This window comes from Halolamina pelagica, assembly GCF_900115675.1.
Classification (GTDB): domain Archaea; phylum Halobacteriota; class Halobacteria; order Halobacteriales; family Haloferacaceae; genus Halolamina; species Halolamina pelagica.
Map to the genome: position 1 here is coordinate 13,972 of NZ_FOXI01000015.1, position 14,978 is coordinate 28,949.

General features: G+C 64.3%; 17 protein-coding genes. 7 read left to right on the forward strand and 10 right to left on the reverse strand.

Annotated elements, in window-relative coordinates; genetic code table 11:
- Positions 1-113: 113 nt before the first annotated feature.
- On the forward strand, positions 114-1,367 hold the full coding sequence (locus BMZ83_RS16520; protein WP_143076982.1) for an RNA-guided endonuclease InsQ/TnpB family protein: 1,254 nt from the start codon (positions 114-116) through the stop codon (positions 1,365-1,367).
- Positions 1,368-1,374: 7 nt separating this feature from the next.
- Here the strand turns inward: BMZ83_RS16520 and BMZ83_RS13775 are convergent, their stop codons facing one another.
- Complete coding sequence (locus BMZ83_RS13775) at positions 1,375-1,629, reverse strand: ribbon-helix-helix domain-containing protein (protein WP_074879804.1); 255 nt, start codon at positions 1,627-1,629, stop codon at positions 1,375-1,377.
- Positions 1,630-1,792: 163 nt separating this feature from the next.
- Here BMZ83_RS13775 and glmU point away from each other — a divergent pair, with 163 nt between their 5' ends.
- A complete protein-coding gene (gene glmU, locus BMZ83_RS13780) occupies positions 1,793-2,995 on the forward strand; it encodes a bifunctional sugar-1-phosphate nucleotidylyltransferase/acetyltransferase (protein WP_074879807.1) in 1,203 nt (400 codons plus the stop codon).
- A gap of 158 nt (positions 2,996-3,153) precedes the next feature.
- Here glmU and BMZ83_RS13785 read toward each other — a convergent pair whose 3' ends face one another.
- A complete protein-coding gene (locus BMZ83_RS13785; RefSeq protein WP_074879810.1) occupies positions 3,154-3,525 on the reverse strand; it encodes a MarR family transcriptional regulator in 372 nt (123 codons plus the stop codon).
- Positions 3,526-3,714: 189 nt separating this feature from the next.
- On the opposite strand from BMZ83_RS13785, the gene BMZ83_RS13790 reads away from it, so the two are divergent.
- Positions 3,715-4,395 (forward strand): nucleotidyltransferase domain-containing protein, encoded by a 681-nt coding sequence (locus BMZ83_RS13790; RefSeq protein ID WP_074879813.1) that lies wholly within the window; start codon positions 3,715-3,717, stop codon positions 4,393-4,395.
- The gene (locus BMZ83_RS13795) at positions 4,388-4,873 is read left to right on the forward strand and encodes a hypothetical protein (RefSeq protein WP_074879816.1); all 486 of its coding nucleotides are present in this window, start codon (positions 4,388-4,390) and stop codon (positions 4,871-4,873) included. Before BMZ83_RS13790 ends, BMZ83_RS13795 begins: the two co-directional genes overlap by 8 nt.
- On the opposite strand, the gene BMZ83_RS13800 is transcribed toward BMZ83_RS13795, so the two are convergent.
- The 4 genes from BMZ83_RS13800 to BMZ83_RS13815 all read right to left on the reverse strand — a co-directional run bounded on the left by BMZ83_RS13800 (position 4,836) and on the right by BMZ83_RS13815 (position 8,185).
- The gene (locus tag BMZ83_RS13800; protein WP_074879819.1) at positions 4,836-6,071 is read right to left on the reverse strand and encodes an RNA-guided endonuclease InsQ/TnpB family protein; all 1,236 of its coding nucleotides are present in this window, start codon (positions 6,069-6,071) and stop codon (positions 4,836-4,838) included. The genes BMZ83_RS13795 and BMZ83_RS13800 overlap by 38 nt on opposite strands.
- Positions 6,068-6,457 carry an IS200/IS605 family transposase gene (gene tnpA, locus BMZ83_RS13805; protein ID WP_074879822.1) on the reverse strand — a complete coding sequence of 130 codons (390 nt, stop codon included), beginning with the start codon at positions 6,455-6,457 and terminating at the stop codon, positions 6,068-6,070. The genes BMZ83_RS13800 and tnpA overlap by 4 nt, the downstream gene beginning before the upstream one ends.
- A 283-nt stretch (positions 6,458-6,740) precedes the next feature.
- Positions 6,741-7,190 (reverse strand): HVO_A0114 family putative DNA-binding protein, encoded by a 450-nt coding sequence (locus BMZ83_RS13810; protein WP_174955790.1) that lies wholly within the window; start codon positions 7,188-7,190, stop codon positions 6,741-6,743.
- Positions 7,191-7,378: 188 nt separating this feature from the next.
- Positions 7,379-8,185, reverse strand: a complete 807-nt coding sequence (locus tag BMZ83_RS13815; RefSeq protein ID WP_074879825.1) for an undecaprenyl-diphosphate phosphatase — start codon at positions 8,183-8,185, stop codon at positions 7,379-7,381.
- 102 nt (positions 8,186-8,287) lie between these two features.
- Between BMZ83_RS13815 and BMZ83_RS13820 the strand changes: the two genes are divergently transcribed.
- Both BMZ83_RS13820 and glmS read left to right on the forward strand, forming a co-directional pair.
- Complete coding sequence (locus tag BMZ83_RS13820; RefSeq protein ID WP_074879831.1) at positions 8,288-9,481, forward strand: sugar phosphate nucleotidyltransferase; 1,194 nt, start codon at positions 8,288-8,290, stop codon at positions 9,479-9,481.
- Entirely contained in the window at positions 9,482-11,281 is a 1,800-nt protein-coding gene (glmS, locus tag BMZ83_RS13825) for a glutamine--fructose-6-phosphate transaminase (isomerizing) (RefSeq protein WP_074879835.1), read from the forward strand. It begins immediately after the preceding gene.
- Between the two features lie 25 nt (positions 11,282-11,306).
- On the opposite strand, the gene BMZ83_RS13830 is transcribed toward glmS, so the two are convergent.
- From BMZ83_RS13830 to BMZ83_RS13845, 4 genes are all read right to left on the reverse strand, one after another.
- The gene (locus BMZ83_RS13830) at positions 11,307-11,504 is read right to left on the reverse strand and encodes a DUF7557 family protein (RefSeq protein WP_074879838.1); all 198 of its coding nucleotides are present in this window, start codon (positions 11,502-11,504) and stop codon (positions 11,307-11,309) included.
- A gap of 40 nt (positions 11,505-11,544) precedes the next feature.
- The gene (locus BMZ83_RS13835; RefSeq protein ID WP_074879841.1) at positions 11,545-11,982 is read right to left on the reverse strand and encodes a hypothetical protein; all 438 of its coding nucleotides are present in this window, start codon (positions 11,980-11,982) and stop codon (positions 11,545-11,547) included.
- Between the two features lie 57 nt (positions 11,983-12,039).
- Positions 12,040-13,446 carry a DUF4330 domain-containing protein gene (locus tag BMZ83_RS13840; RefSeq protein ID WP_074879844.1) on the reverse strand — a complete coding sequence of 469 codons (1,407 nt, stop codon included), beginning with the start codon at positions 13,444-13,446 and terminating at the stop codon, positions 12,040-12,042.
- Between the two features lie 72 nt (positions 13,447-13,518).
- Entirely contained in the window at positions 13,519-14,451 is a 933-nt protein-coding gene (locus BMZ83_RS13845; RefSeq protein WP_074879846.1) for an SDR family oxidoreductase, read from the reverse strand.
- Positions 14,452-14,576: 125 nt separating this feature from the next.
- Here BMZ83_RS13845 and BMZ83_RS13850 point away from each other — a divergent pair, with 125 nt between their 5' ends.
- Positions 14,577-14,900, forward strand: a complete 324-nt coding sequence (locus BMZ83_RS13850; protein WP_074879849.1) for a hypothetical protein — start codon at positions 14,577-14,579, stop codon at positions 14,898-14,900.
- Positions 14,901-14,978: the final 78 nt, after the last annotated feature.

Sequence of the window (14,978 nt, forward strand, 5' to 3'; positions counted from 1 at the left end):
AAGCACAAGCGAGTAGGGAGGGGAGGAGCCGACAACTGCTACGGAACCGCACGAAGCCGGCAGGCCGACTCTCCGAACGTATATAAGAACCCCGTCTGTATGTGAACACGCAGATGGAGGTCAAGCGCACCGTCCCCGTCAAACTCGACGTCCCCGACGAGCGGTGCGACGACCTCCACACCACCATTGAACAGTTCAACGACGCCGCCAACTACACGGTCGAGAACGGACGCAACGGCGACGGCTACCTCATCCTGAACAAGTCCACCATCCACGACAAGGTGTACTACGACCTTCGGGACCGGACGGACCTGCCGTCGAATCTCTGCATCCGCGCCTACTCGAAGGCCGTTGAGGCGATGAAGTCCACCGTCGCAGACTGGAAGAAGGGTAACAGCCGCCCGCTTCCGCGGTTCAGCGAACTTTCGGCGGTGTACGACAAGCGGACGTTGACCATCCGCGACCGGAGTGCGACACTCTCGACGGTCAACGGGCGGGTCGAAGCCGAGTACGTCCTCGGCGACTACCAACGGTCGTACTTGGACGACGACGAGTACGAGCGTCGGATGGGGACGTTGCACTACCACGAGGACGAAGACGCCTTCTACCTCCACATCGTCGTGATGAAGGAGGTCGAAGAACGCGACGGCGACCGCGTGATGGGCGTCGATTTGAACCTCAAGAACGTCGCCGTGACCAGCACGGGCGCGTTCTTCGATGGTGGCGAACTGTTGTGGGGCCAGAACCACTACTTCCGAGTCCGCCGGAGCCTCCAAGACAAAGGCACTCGTTCCGCCAAGCAGACACTCAGGCAAGTGTCGGGGCGAGAAACCCGCTTCGTCTTGGACCGTCTGCACACCATTTCTCGGCGACTCGTCGAAGAAGCGCGGTCCCACGACTGCTCGTACATCGCCGTCGAACGCTTGACGCACATCCGCGACCGGATGGACAACGGGGACGACCGAACCAAGCGCCAGATGCACAACTGGGCGTTCCGCGAGTTGCAGGAGATGGTCGCGTACAAGGCCGCCGAGTACGGCATCCGGGTCGAAGACGTGAACCCGGCGTTCTCGTCGCAAACCTGCTCAAAGTGCGGCCACCAGTTGAGTACGAACCGCGATTCGGACGGCTGGTTCGAGTGCAACGAGTGCGGGTACGAACTCGACGGCGACTACAACGCGGCGAAAAACATCGGCAAGCGACTGATAACTGTACTCGAGGGCAAACGTCCCTCGGGGTTGGGCGACAGTCAACTCGCCCTGAAGTCCGGGACGCTGAACGGGACCGGGGACTACACCCCCGACGACCCATCCGGGTCGGCAGACCGGGAGTCCACGGACAAGCCCCGTCCTCAGACGCGAGCGTAAGCGAGCGTCAGGCGGGGTAGTTGACGTCGTCGCTACTGTGGGTTCGCCCCTCACGAATCTCTGCTTCGCTTGTGAGCATCGCCTTCAGGTCAGCACGGGTGAATTCGGGATGCTTGAGCGCATCGCGAAGCACGAACCGGATGAATTCGCTCCGGCTGTTGAATCCCTGTTGCTCCCACGTCGTATCGACGTCCTCGAGGAACGTCTCCGTGATCCGGATGTTCACCGTGGTCTTGTCAGGGGGAGACTCAGCTTCTGCCATACTTTGTGTTGAAATTGTGTATGAATAAGGATTACGGCTAGCAATACGGCTGTCGAACAGGTTCCTCCGGAGCTTCGCCTCTGCGGAGACAGCAGGGCTGTCGAGACTCGTCCGCCGCCACTCGAACGGAACGCCAAAGGCGCTCCTCTTCGTCGGCCCGACAATGACTGTCGCCGTCGTCGTCGCCGCCGGCCAGGGAACCCGGATGCGCCCGCTCACCGAGCGTCGGCCGAAGCCGCTGCTCCCGGCCGCGGGGCAATCGCTGCTCGAACACGTCCTCGACACCTGTGCCGACCACGTCGACCGCTACGTCGTCGTCGTGGGCTACGAGGGCGACCAAGTTCGCGAGACCATCGGCGACGAGTACGCCGACAACCCTGTCGAGTACGTCACGCAGGCCGAACAACTCGGGACGGCCCACGCCGTCGAGCAGGCTCGGGAGTACGTCGACGAGCGCTTCCTCGTCCTGAACGGCGACGTCGTGATCGACCCCGAACTGGTCGCCGACCTCGCTGGGACTGAAGGGAGCGCGATGGCGGTCAAACCCGTCGCCGACCCGCGGAACTACGGCGTCGTCGCACTCGACGGCCGGCGCGTGACCAACGTCGTCGAGAAGCCCGCCGACCCGCCGACCGACCTCGCCAACCTCGGCATCTACGCGTTCGAGCCCGACGCCTTCGCCCACGTCGAGGCGACCGAACTGAGCGATCGCGGGGAGTACGAGATCACCGAGTCGATCCAGCGCTACATCGACGCCGGCGGCGACGTGACCGCCGTCGAGTACGAGGGGAAGTGGCTCGACGTGGGCCGGCCCTGGGAACTGCTGGAGGCGAACGAGTACCTCCTCGACGGGCTGGAAGGAGACGTCCGCGGGACGGTCGAACCGCGGGCGACCCTCGACGGTGCAGTCGTCGTCGAAGAGGGTGCCCGGGTCCGCAACGGTGCGTACATCGAGGGGCCGGTCGTCGTCCAGTCGGGCGCCGACGTGGGGCCGAACGCGTACGTCCGCGGGGCGAGCGTGATCGGGCCCGATGTCCGGGTGGGCAACGCCGTCGAAGTGAAGAACTCGATCCTGATGGCCGACACCGCCTGCGGCCACCTCTCCTACGTCGGCGACTCGGTGCTCGGTCGGGACGTGAACTTCGGCGCCGGGACGACTGTCGCGAACCTGCGCCACGACGACGAGTGCGTCCGAGTGCGAGTGAAGGGTGAGTCGGTCGATACGGGTCGCCGTAAGTTCGGCGTCGTCGTCGGCGACGGGACGAAAACGGGGATCGACACGAGTCTGAACGCGGGTGTGAAACTCGGTGCTGAGGCACGGACGAAACCGAACGAGACGGTGACGCGCGACCGGATGGACGAGTAGCCCCGAACTGCAGGATATCCGTTGGGTGACGAAACTATGTCGGAGTTGGGGGATCGGCAGGACGAAAAGTCCGACGCGGCCTACTGCTCTAGTTCCTCAACGAGTGCACTTACCGTAGACGACATCGCCACGTTCGAAAATCGGATCCTCGTCGTCGGTCACTGTTCGTCCTCGATGCTCGGATGCGACTCACTGGGTGCCTTTTCACGCCACGATTCCTTGTCCTCTGTTCCGAGTTCCTCGTTGAACAGTGCTGTCGCTCGCTCGTAACTGCTGTATCCTTCGAGTCGCTCAGTGTCGTCGGTCACCGCCCAGTATGTCGCCTTGTGTTCGACGAGGTCTCGATCCTTCAACCGCGAGAGTGCGGTGCTGACGGCGCCTTCATCGACGCCGACCTGCGAGGCGATTTCGCGGGCCTTGAACGCCCGATCCTCGTTGGTAGCGAGAAACCCAAGAACTTGGACGGGGACGGAGAGTCCTTCGAGTTCGTCCTCGCTCGTGTTCTCGAAGGTGTCTCGGTCGATGGACATCGTTGAATGGGTGTACGACTCTCGATGTGAAAACCGTTCGGCGTGAAAGCGATGAAAACGCTGGAGGAAAGTATGTCTAGGTCTGCAAAAGGGGCCGAGAACTGCCTGCCTTGGTCGCCTTGATACGAGCCCTCGATACTCGCCATCAGTTATTTATATGCTGTTGCACAAAATCAGACAGTGTCCGAAATGGCGGGACAAGAGATAACGGTCTGTATCAATGCGTATCCGAACTCGGATACCGGGATCTTCCGCATCAGCGCGGCAGACGAGATCCTTCGCCTCCTCGCTGACGCTCATGAGACGGAGTTCACGATCCCGGAACTCGTCGAGGTGACCGGCGCCACTCGGTCGACAGTGTGGCGGGCGATCGACCTCCTCGACACCATCGGCGCGATTCGCGTTCGGGAGACGCCTCAACGGAACTACGCCGCTATCAATCCGGATCGACTCAAGAAAGACGATCCGGTCCTCGCCATCGATCAGTCGGAGTTTCACGAGCCGACCCGGACGTTCGTGGACCGCATTCAGACGGCTATTGCCGACGCAGACGCCGTCGAGACAGTCGTCGGGATCATCGTCTTTGGGAGCGTGGCTCGCGGCGAAGCTGATCGACAGAGCGATATCGACCTGTTCGTGGTCGTCGAGGGTGACCGAACGGCGGCTCGGCGTGTCGTCACGGACGTCGTTACTGATCTTCAGTCGCAGCGCTTCGACGGCGACCGCTTCGCGTTCGAACCGTACGTCGAATCCGTCGAGAGTGCACGTCGAGCCGGGTCGAAGCTCGACGAAATCTTCGACGAAGGGGTGACGGTGTACGGAACAGCGGCGCTCCAGTCACTTCGCAAGGCGGTGATCGCCGATGAGTAGTACCCGAATCGAACACCTCATTGACGAGGTCCAAGCGGCGTTCGACCGTCGACCGACTGATATCGAGCCTGGACTCGACGTGACGGACGGTGCGCTCCTCCAACTGCGGAAGGCCTGTCGGCTCCTTGCCGGCGCTGATTCGCTTCGCGATGCTCGCTACGACACGCTCGTGATCGAAGCGTCGTTCGTCGCCATCGAGCGCACAGTCGAATTCCGACTGTTCGAACAGGGAGCGATGCAACCGGACGATCTTCCGGGGACCCACCCAGGCGTGTATCGGGAGGCAGCGGCTGCCGGGATCTTCAGTGAGGCGATCGCGGCGGATCTCGAAGATCTCTGGCGCGACCACCGAGCGAAAACATACTTTGACCTCCTCCCGCGCCTAAAGACGCGGGAATCTCACCACGGGATCTCAGGCCGGTCGAACCGACCCTCTGGTTTCAAGACGCATACGTCCCAAGCGTCTCTTGCTGGGTAGCATCGGCTTGGCTGTCTTGTGGGGCGGTCAAACGCCCCCCATCCTCAGCCGAGTCATTGCCATCCGTGTGTTCTCTTGTATGGCTCTCTCCGCTGAGGTAGCGGTCTGCGATATTTATCGCGCCGTTCACGTCCGCCTGGTACTCGCCCATCCAGCAAGCGTCGTTCGTACACTTGAACGTCGCCTGTCGCGGGCGGTATCCTACCTCACCGCAAGTGTGACACTCCTTCGAAGTGTTTCGTGGGTTTACCGTCTCGACAGGAATGCCTTTCTCGATGGCTTTGTAGCGTATCTGCGCGTGGAGTTTGGCGAACCCCCATCCGTGGAGACGCCGGTTCATGAAGTCGCCGTAGTCCATCGACTCCCGTATGTACGTCAGGTCTTCCAGAACGAGGACTGGGTTCTCGACGGACTCAGCGTACTCCACGACTTCGCGGGTGACGCGGTGGAACACGTCGTCGATCTGGTTCCACACGCCATCCCCGAAGGACTCCGCGATACGCTCGCTTCCGCGCGTCTGGAGTCGGCGCTTGGCGGTGAAGTAGGTCTTGCGGAGCCGACGAACGGTCTTTCCCTCACCGGCCCACAGTTCGGGCGCGGTCGGCGAACCGTGGTCGTCGCGGTGACACACCGTGACGAGCGACGCTTCCCCGATGTCCACTCCGATCGGTGTCCATTCTTCGGCGGACACTTCGGAGCGTTCCTCCACGTCGCGGGTGGCGGTGACGTGGAGATACCACGTTCCGTCCCGCTCGAACAGCCGACTCTCACCCATCGTGGCGTCTCCCGCGTGCAACGCTTCCAGCCAGTCCCGCTGTTCGGGGTTCGGTTGTGCTGGCATCCAGAGGTGGTAGTCCTCGTGGTGCGGGATTTTGACGTACCACTCGATAGCGTTCTCGGGCTTGTGGTCGAGCCGTAGCCCCTCGTTGGTGAAGCGGACAGGGTGGTCGTCGTGAAGTTCGCCCGCGTTGTACGTCGTCGTGAGTTGCGGAACGTACTTCTTGAGTGCGTTCTTCGCGTACCCGCTCAGGTCGTAGTTGACCACCACGTCGTTCGCTTCGGGCTGGGTGGTACATCGGGCGTCGAAGGCGTTTTGGAGGGCGTGCTGGTACGCTTCTCGGGTCTCTCGGAGTTTCTGCCGCTTGTGGGCGTTCGGGTCCACAAGTTTGAGTTCCAGCGTCTTCGTGAGTTCGGTCACGAATCGCCCTCCTTGTGTTCTTGAATGTAGTTCTCGACAGTCTCATTCGAAACGTGCCCGGCGGTCCCTGCGTAGTACCCTCGCGCCCACCTGATTTTCTCGCTGTCGTGGTCGGCGTGTCGGTGGTTGTACTTGCGCGAGGAGATACCCTTGAACCAGTTGGCGAGGAGCGCCGGTTCGTTCTTGGGCGGACTACTGACAAACAGGTGAACGTGATCGGGCTGTACGGTGAGGTCGAGAATCTCGACGCCTTTGTCGTCGGCTATTTCGTGGAGGATGGACCGGACACGGCTGGCGACCTCGTTGACGAGTACCGATTGACGGTACTTCGGCAACCACACTATGTGGTAGTTGAGGTTGTAGGTCGCGTGCCGTGTGGTCTTCATCCGTGCTGCATACTATTGCCCGCCGCCACCTTAATACTACCGAGTGGGTGTTGGAAACCCCGCCGTGGCGTCGTCGGTTGGAGTGTAGGCTATTGTCCGCTCGACCCCCGCCTAAAGACGAGGGTATACGCTCATATCTGGATGGACTTGCCGCAGCAGCCCGTGCCGAAGCGATGTATACGCTCGCTAGCGAAATACATGCCTACATCGTCGGCCAGTCACGGCAGGGCCACGAGTGTCGCTGCGACGATTGACAAGTCCGTCGAACCAGAGGACCGGACGCTTACGGTGCCGCAGCTGCCGTGTCGCCGCCTTCTGTATCGAACGAGAGATTGATGACTAGCTCGTCGAACCAGACGATTGGCCGTTTGCTCTGACCCTCTTCCTCGAAGAAGATGATGCCCAGCTGAGCGAGTCGACTGAGTTCCTCGTGGACGTTCTTCACGTCGCGGTCAACGACCCGGGCGGTTTCGTTGATGCTTGGTGGCTCCTCTCGACGGATGGCTTCGATAAGGTCGAGGACGCGCGGCGTGAGTGTCTCCATAAGGTCGTCGTAGCTGGTGAACGAGAGCGTCGGCGTGGCATCCACCGCGTCGCTCTGTTCGAGCATCTCGATCCCGTCTGTGACGGCCTCGTGAAACTCACTGGACGACTTCACGGTTACGACCAGGGTTGATTCGGCCCGGAGTTGTTCGCGCTCCATCGGGTGCAGCGGCGGCGTGGTATCGTTCATGTGTCTCAGCGTATGTGGGGCCTCACTCAACCACGTACTGGATGGTTTCTCCAGAACTATTCGCAGAGTTTGACTACTCCTCCCTATTGGTACGTAGACCAACGCAATATCCCTATTGATTGAGTGACCCCTATGCCTGCTTCGGCGTTACTGGTAGCTGTCGTTGGTCGCGCACTTGTCTCTCGACGTCAAATCACCAGCACGCCGCCAGCGATCGCGAGCGCTCCCAGCCCCACACAGACCGCCCAGAACGGGAGTTCGTCGACGATCCGCAGCAGCGCGTCGATCGACGCGTACCCCGCGACGGCCGCGGCGCCGAGGGCGACCCCCGCAGCGAGGAGTGACGTGTTCAGTCCCGTGTCGAGGTAGCCGAGCAGGCCGCCGCCGATCGAGGCCGGGATCGCGAGCAGGAACGAGAAGCGGAACGCCTGCGGTCCCTCGTGGCCCCGCAGCAGGAGCGTCCCGGTGGTCATCCCCGACCGGGAAATCCCGGGGAGGATGGCGACTCCCTGTGCGATCCCGACGAGTACGGCGTCGCGGATCGTCGGCGTCCGTCGCGTCCCGAGGTGGTCCTGCGAGAGGTACTGGAACGCGCCGGTGAGCACCAGCAGGACGCCGATTAGGGCGATGAACACGCCGCCGCCCAGCTCCGAGACGGCGTCGACCAGCGTCAGGTACGCGGCGATGCCGACAACGCCCGAGACGAGCGTGCCGATCGCGAGGAACGTCACCGTCGCGTGCTCGTCCTCGGTGGCGTTGGCCGGCCGCCACGTCGGGAGGAGCTGCAGCACGTTCCAGAGGTCCCGGCGGTAGTACACCGTCGCGGCGAGGGCAGTCCCGAGGTGGAGGAAGAGTGCGAACGCGACGCCCGCCTCCGGCGATCGGCCGAGCGCGGAGAGGACGATCGTGATGTTGCCCTCGCTGGAGATCGGCAGCCACTCGAAGATCCCCTGGAGGATCCCGACGACGAGGGCGACGACGAGGTCGCGAGCCATACAGCACGGCGGGACGGCGAGGCGTATGATGGTTCTGTTTTTCGCGCCAAAACTGCGCGTATCGAAACAGTAACCTATCGGGGTGAGAGAGATGCGTCCATCATGGATGCTGTCGTTCTCGCGGCCGGGGAGGGCGAGCGGCTGGCGCCGCTGACCGAGTCACGGCCCAAGCCGATGCTTCCCGCCGCGAACCGTCCGATCCTCTCGTACGTCTTCGACGCCGTCGTCGCCGCCGACGTGGACTCGATCGTCGTCGTCATCGGCTACGAGCGTGACCACATCCGCGACCAGTTCGGCAACTCGTATCGGGACACGCCGATCGAGTACGTCACCCAGGAGAAACAGCTCGGGAGCGGTCACGCGCTCCGGCAGGCCAAAGGTGCGGTTGACGGCCCGTTCCTCGTGCTGAACGGCGACCAGATCGTCGCGCCCGAGATGGTCGTCGACGTGCGGGACGCCTACGAGCCAGCGCGTGCCTTCGGCGCCCTCGGCGCGATCGAACACGCGGATGCCGCCCAGTACGGCACCGTTTCGATCGCCGACGGGACGGTGTCGGCTCTCTTCGAGGATCCGGCTACCGACGAGCACTACCCGCTGAACGCCGGCGTCTACGCGTTCGACGAACGGCTGTTCGAGGCGCTCGACGCGACGCCGCGAACCGATGGCGAGCTGTCACTGCCGACGACGCTCGAACGGGTCGTCGGCGACGGGGACACCGAGTCGATTCAGGCCGTCCGGACGGAGGGGCTCTGGGTCGACGCCACGTACGCGTGGGACCTGCTCACCGTCGCCGAGCGCCTGCTCGACGCGGGCTGGATCGAGGGCGTCGCCCAGGAGGACGATGTCTGGGTCGCCGACTCCGCACGGGTCCACGACTCGGCAGTGCTCCGGCCGCCCGTCGCGATCAGCGCGGACGCCGTCGTCGGGCCGAACGCGGTCGTCGGGCCCGCAACGTCGCTCGGCCGGAACGCGACCGTGGGGGCGAACGCGACCGTCTCCCGGTCCGTCCTCGACGTGGACACCCGGGTCGGCGCCAACGCGTCGCTACACGAGGTCGTCGCCGGCCGCGCCGTCGATATCGGTGCGGGGACGGTCGCACCGAGCGGCGCCGCGGACATCCCCGTCGCCGGGCACGTCGTCGAGGGGCAGTCCGTCGGCGCCGTGCTCGCTGATCGCGTCACGGTTGAAGGGGCTGGGAGCTTCGACCCCGGTGCGATCGTCGGGACAGGGGCGACGCTCGGCGTCGGGACGCACATTACGGGTCGCGTGGATCGGGACACGGAGGTGGTGCGCTGAATGTGCGGCATCATCGGCGCCGTCGGTCGCGGGGACGCGACGCTCGATGTGCTTCTGGAGGGGCTCTCGAACCTCGAGTACCGCGGCTACGACTCCGCGGGCGTCGCCGTGTCAGGTGGCGAGTTGTCGGTCGCGAAGCGCTCGGGCGAACTCGACGTGCTCGAGAAGGCGCTTGCTGGCAAGTCCCTTCCCGGAACTGTCGGCATCGGGCACACGCGCTGGTCGACCCACGGGGCGCCGACGGACGAGAACGCCCATCCCCATATGGACTGCACGGGCACAGTCGCTGTCGTCCATAACGGGATCATCGAGAACTACGAGTCGATCAAGACGGAGCTCATGGACGCGGGCCACGAGTTCAAGAGCGAGACGGACACGGAGGTCGTCCCGCACCTGATCGAGGCTCAGCGCGCCGAGGGGGCGTCGTTCGAGACGGCGTTCCGGAAGGCAGTCGGGCGACTCGAGGGGAGTTACGCCATCGCGGCCGTGCTCGAGGGGTCGGACACCGTCTACGCGGCCCGGAACGACTCGCCGCTGGTGCTCGGCGTCGCCGACGACGCGACGTACCTCGGGAGCGACGTGCCCGCGTTCCTCGAGTTCACGGATCGCGTCGTCTACCTCGAGGACGGCGAGGTGGCCGAACTCACCTCCGACGGGTGGGCCGTCTCGACGCTCGCGGGGGAGTCGGTCGAGAAGGACGTGCGGACGGTCGACTGGGAGTCCGAGGAGACGGGCAAGAGCGGCTACGACCACTACATGCTCAAGGAGATCCACGAGCAGCCCCGGGCGCTCCGGCAGTGTCTGCAGGAGCGCGTCGACGAACTCTCGGGCACGGTGGACCTCGGCGACGACATCGCGACGGCTGTTCAGAACGCTGAGTCGATTCAGTTGGTCGCCTGCGGGACCTCCTACCACGCGGCGCTGTACGCCGCGGAGCTGTTCCGCTCGCAGGGGGTGCCCGCCCAGGCGTTCGTCGCCAGTGAGTACGTCACCTCGCCGCCGCCGCACGACGACGACACGCTCGTCATTGGCGTCACCCAAAGCGGGGAGACCGCCGATACGCTGAGTGCGCTTCGGGACGCCCAGCGCCGCGGCGTCGACACGCTCGCGGTGACCAATGTGGTTGGGAGTACGGCTTCCCGGGAGTGTGACGGCGTGCTCTACATCCGGTCCGGTCCAGAGATCGGCGTCGCCGCCACCAAGACGTTCTCCGCGCAGGTGCTCGCGGTGAATATGGTCGCGGCTGTGATGGGCAACGGCGACACGAGTCACGAGTTCGTGAGCGCGTTGCGGGATTTGCCCGGGCAGGTGCAGACGGTGCTCGACGAGACGAACGCGCGTGAGGTTGCCGAGCGATTCGTCGACTCGGACGCGTACTTCTTCATCGGCCGCGGGTACGACTACCCGGTCGCGATGGAGGGGGCGCTGAAGATGAAGGAGATCAGCTACAAGCACGCCGAGGGGTTCCCGGCCGGTGAGTTGAAGCACGGGCCACTGGCGCTGGTAACTGGGAACACGCCGGTGTTCGCGGTGGTGACTGGGGAGACGGGATCGGAGAAGACCGTCGGGAACGTGAAGGAGGTCGAGGCGCGGAATGCGCCCGTCGTGGCTGTGACTGACGGGCGGACCGACGTCGAGCGGTACGCCGATGAGGTGTTGGAGGTGCCCGAGACGGATCCGCGGCTGGCGCCCGTGCTGGCGAACGTGCAGTTACAGCTTGTGAGCTACCACGTCGCGAAGAAGCTGGGTCGCAGTATCGACAAGCCGCGGAACCTGGCGAAGAGCGTGACCGTAGAGTAGTCGGTAGTTCCGCTTTCTGTCGGCGTCAATCGAATCGCTTTCGACCTTCACGGAGCCGCTTCATCGCCTCGCCGGCCTCGTCTTCCGACCACGAACTGAACACTATGGGTTCCTCCTCCCGCGTGACTCGCAGCAAAAATTCGTCCCACGTTTCGCCCTCTCGCTTCAGCTTCTCGAGGGTCTCCTTCGTGTCGTCGTCGACCGGGATTGCGGTTCTCCCCATCCTGTGAATTCGTTATGAATTCGTGGTGAAGCAGTTTTCCCTACTTCGTCCGCCTATCGCCATCGCGCTCGCGTTTCTGCTCCCGTTCGTCTTCTGCGGGGGGCTCAGGCGGTTCGAGCAGCGCGATCAGGAGTTCGCCGATACGGGTCTCGGCAGCGCGTTCGCCGAGCGCGACGACGGCGTCGACGCCACGTTTGAGCGTCGACTCGCGGTACCACGGTGCCGCCGTCTCGATCGCCCAGTCGAGGATCTTGATGAATGGGCCGACCGTCCAGGTCTTGTGGAGGTCGATCACGACGACTTCAGGTTCCGGTTCGGCTGTCAGCCACTCGTAGAGCCAAGAGTTCTTGACGAACGTGGAGGTCCGGTCGGCGACGGATTCAGCAGCCCCGATAAGGTGGGAGTTGTCCAGGACGCGGCTGACACGCTCCAGTCGTGTTGCGAGCGAGTCGGGTAATCGCGAGTCTTGGGCAGTCATCGTGTTGAACGATTCGCTGGGGGCCGATGTCGGTTTCGGTACTGGAAGTCAAGGCGATCAGCTGCCGATGCCGACGACCGTCGCCTCGACGGTGATCGTCCCGAGGTCGATGACGATCCGCGAGCCTTGCCGGATCGACTCGCCCTTGAACGTGAGCCCGGACGTCGTTTCGCGGACGCGGAGGTCGGCGGTGATCGTCACCTGCCGGTTGTACGGATGATCGACAACGTTGACGCTCCCGTTCTCCCCGGTAGTGATGATGAGCGAGGGGTCGGTCTGGACATCGGTGACGCGGGCGATGGTCTCCCCGCCCGAGCGCTCGGTCATGCCCGGCTGGATGGCGTCGGCCATCACGTTGCGCACCTCGTACATCTGGAGCGTGACCGTCCGTGTGGTGACGGCGCCGCGTGGCTCCAGCGCGCCGACGCGCTCGATCGTCCCGCCGAGCTCGTAGCTCCCGAAGTCGGCGGTGATGGCGTTCCCGCGCTGGACCGCCGTCGCCCCGAAACGCTCGCGCTCGCCCTGGGTGAGCGTCTCCAGCGAGAGCCCGACGACGACGCGCTTCCGGTCGGGGTTCCGGGTGGCGTAGCTCGTGACCGACTCGACGGTCGCCGTCTCGTGGCCCGCGACCGTCGCCACGTCGCCCTCGGTGATGCGGTCGGCGGTCTCGACGTCGACGATGTCCTTAATCAGCACGTCGGCGCTCCCGCGTTCGAGGCCGGCACCGACGCGGTCGATCTGCCCATCGAGAGTGTAGTCGCTCGCCGGGAGCGTGACCGTCTGGCCGGGCATGACGGGCGTGTTGCCGAAGCGGCGCTCGCCGAACTGCGTGTACGTCTCTAGGGTGGCTTCGGCGACGACGCGGCGCAGGGTCGGGTCGTTCGTCGCGTAGACGGCGACGTCCTCGACGGTGGCGACGGTGCGGCCGGCGAGACGGATCTGGTCGCCCTGGGTCACCTCGGCAGCGTTGGCGGCCGACATGGTGTCGCTGAGGACCACGGTCGTCTGTTCGGTCGAGAGGGAGTCGTTCCCGCCGACGGCGCGGATGCGGCCGCTAATCTGGTAGGTGCTCGTGGCGATGTCGAGCGCGCGGCCGAGACGCGGGGGCGCGTCCGCGTAGTCGATACTGTCGCCGCTTGCGATGCCGCGGAGTTCCGCGCGGACGATGACTCGGGTCTGGTCGCCCTGCGGGGTGAGGTAGACGTCGGTGATCGTGAGCTGGCTTTCCCCGCCTGCGTCGTGGGTGTCGCCCTCGTTGATAGCCGAGACGAGGTAGTCCGGCTGCGTGCCGAGGTCGAGGGTGACGTGGGTGGTTCCCACGTCGGGTTCCGGTGCGGGTTCGGGCTCAGGCTGAAGGACGAACGCTGCGCCCGCGGCGACGACCGCGAGGACGAACAGCACGACGAGTGCATCCACGACGTTGACGACGCCGAAGAGGTTGCCCTCGTCGTCAAGGAGTTCCATAGAGGCGATCACCGTTCATGTTGGGTTTGTCTGCTGGGCAGAGTGGCAAAACGGTTCCGGAAGGGACGTGGGTTAGTCGCGATAGTAGGGGATCGTGCGTTCGAGGCCTTCCCGGAAGTCGACCTCGGGGTCGTAGTCGAGGAGTTTCTCGGCCTTCGAGATGTCGGCGTGGGAGTGGTGCACGTCGCCCGGACGCGGGTCGTCGTAGACGGGGTCGATGTCGGTGCCGAGCAGGTCGTTGAGGGCGTCGACGAGTTCGTTGACGGTGACGCGGCCGCCACAGCCGACGTTGAACGCTTCGCCGGTGACGTCGCCCTCGGCGGCGAGGATGTTCGCCTGGACGGCGTTATCGACGAAGGTGAAGTCGCGGGACTGCTCGCCGTCGCCGTAGATGACGGGACGCTCGCCGTCGAGCATGAGGTCGATGAACTTCGGGATGACCGCAGCGTAGTCGCCGTTGGGGTCCTGGCGCGGGCCGAAGACGTTGAAGTACCGGAGCGCGGCCGTGTCGATGTCGTAGAGGTCGCTGAACTGGAGCGCGAGCTTCTCGGTGTAGTACTTCGAGAGCGCGTAGGGCGATTCTGGTTGGGGCTCCATCGACTCGACTTTGGGGAGTCGGTCGGTCGAGCCGTACACCGACGAGGAGGAGGCGACGACGGCCGTATCGACATCGGCTTCGCGGGCCGCGTTCAGGACTGCCGCGGTGCCGGTGCAGTTGGCGTCGGTGGTCGTGACGGGGTCGTCGACGCTCCGCGGGACCGAGGGGACCGCAGCCTGGTGGAACACGTAGTCGACGCCGTCGGTGGCGTCGGCCATCGCGTCCGCGTCACGGATGTCCGCCTCGTGGAACGTGAACGCTCCCTCGTTCTGGAGTGGATCGAGGTTCTGCTCGCGCCCGGTCGCGAAATTGTCGACGCCACGGACGTCGTAGCCGCGGTTGAGCAGCGTCTCGGCGAGATTCGATCCGATGAACCCCGAGACGCCGGTGACGAGTGCAGTGGGCATACCTCAGCGTTTCCGCGGGTCGGGATGGGTCTGTCGACTTCGAACCGGGACGTATCCGGATCCCGTGCTGCAGGCTTCGCGTTGTGGCGATAGGTCTTTGCCCGTGTGGCTCACAATGTACACACATGAGTTCGGAAACGGGGGAGAAACAGCGCGTCCAGTTTCGGGCGCCCGAGAGCGTCGTCCAGCAGGCGGACACGCTGGCGACAGTGCTCGGGACGGACCGGACGTCGATCATCCTCTCGGCGCTCCGGGAGTACCTGCGTGACGCCAGTCACGACGACGAGCTCAAACAGGAACTCGCGGACGCGTACTACGACGACACCATCAGCTTCGACGAGCTCAAATCCGTTGTCGGCCACGAGGAGGCGGCGAACTTCCGCGTGCTCAAAGAGCAGCTCGACGAGGGGTTCGTCGACGAAGCGGCCGAGGAACTCGCGGACTCGTAGATGCAGGTCGTCGCAGACATGGGTGTGATCGTCGCCTTGTAACGGTTGGCCGACCAGGAGCGGCCGGCAATGAGACGA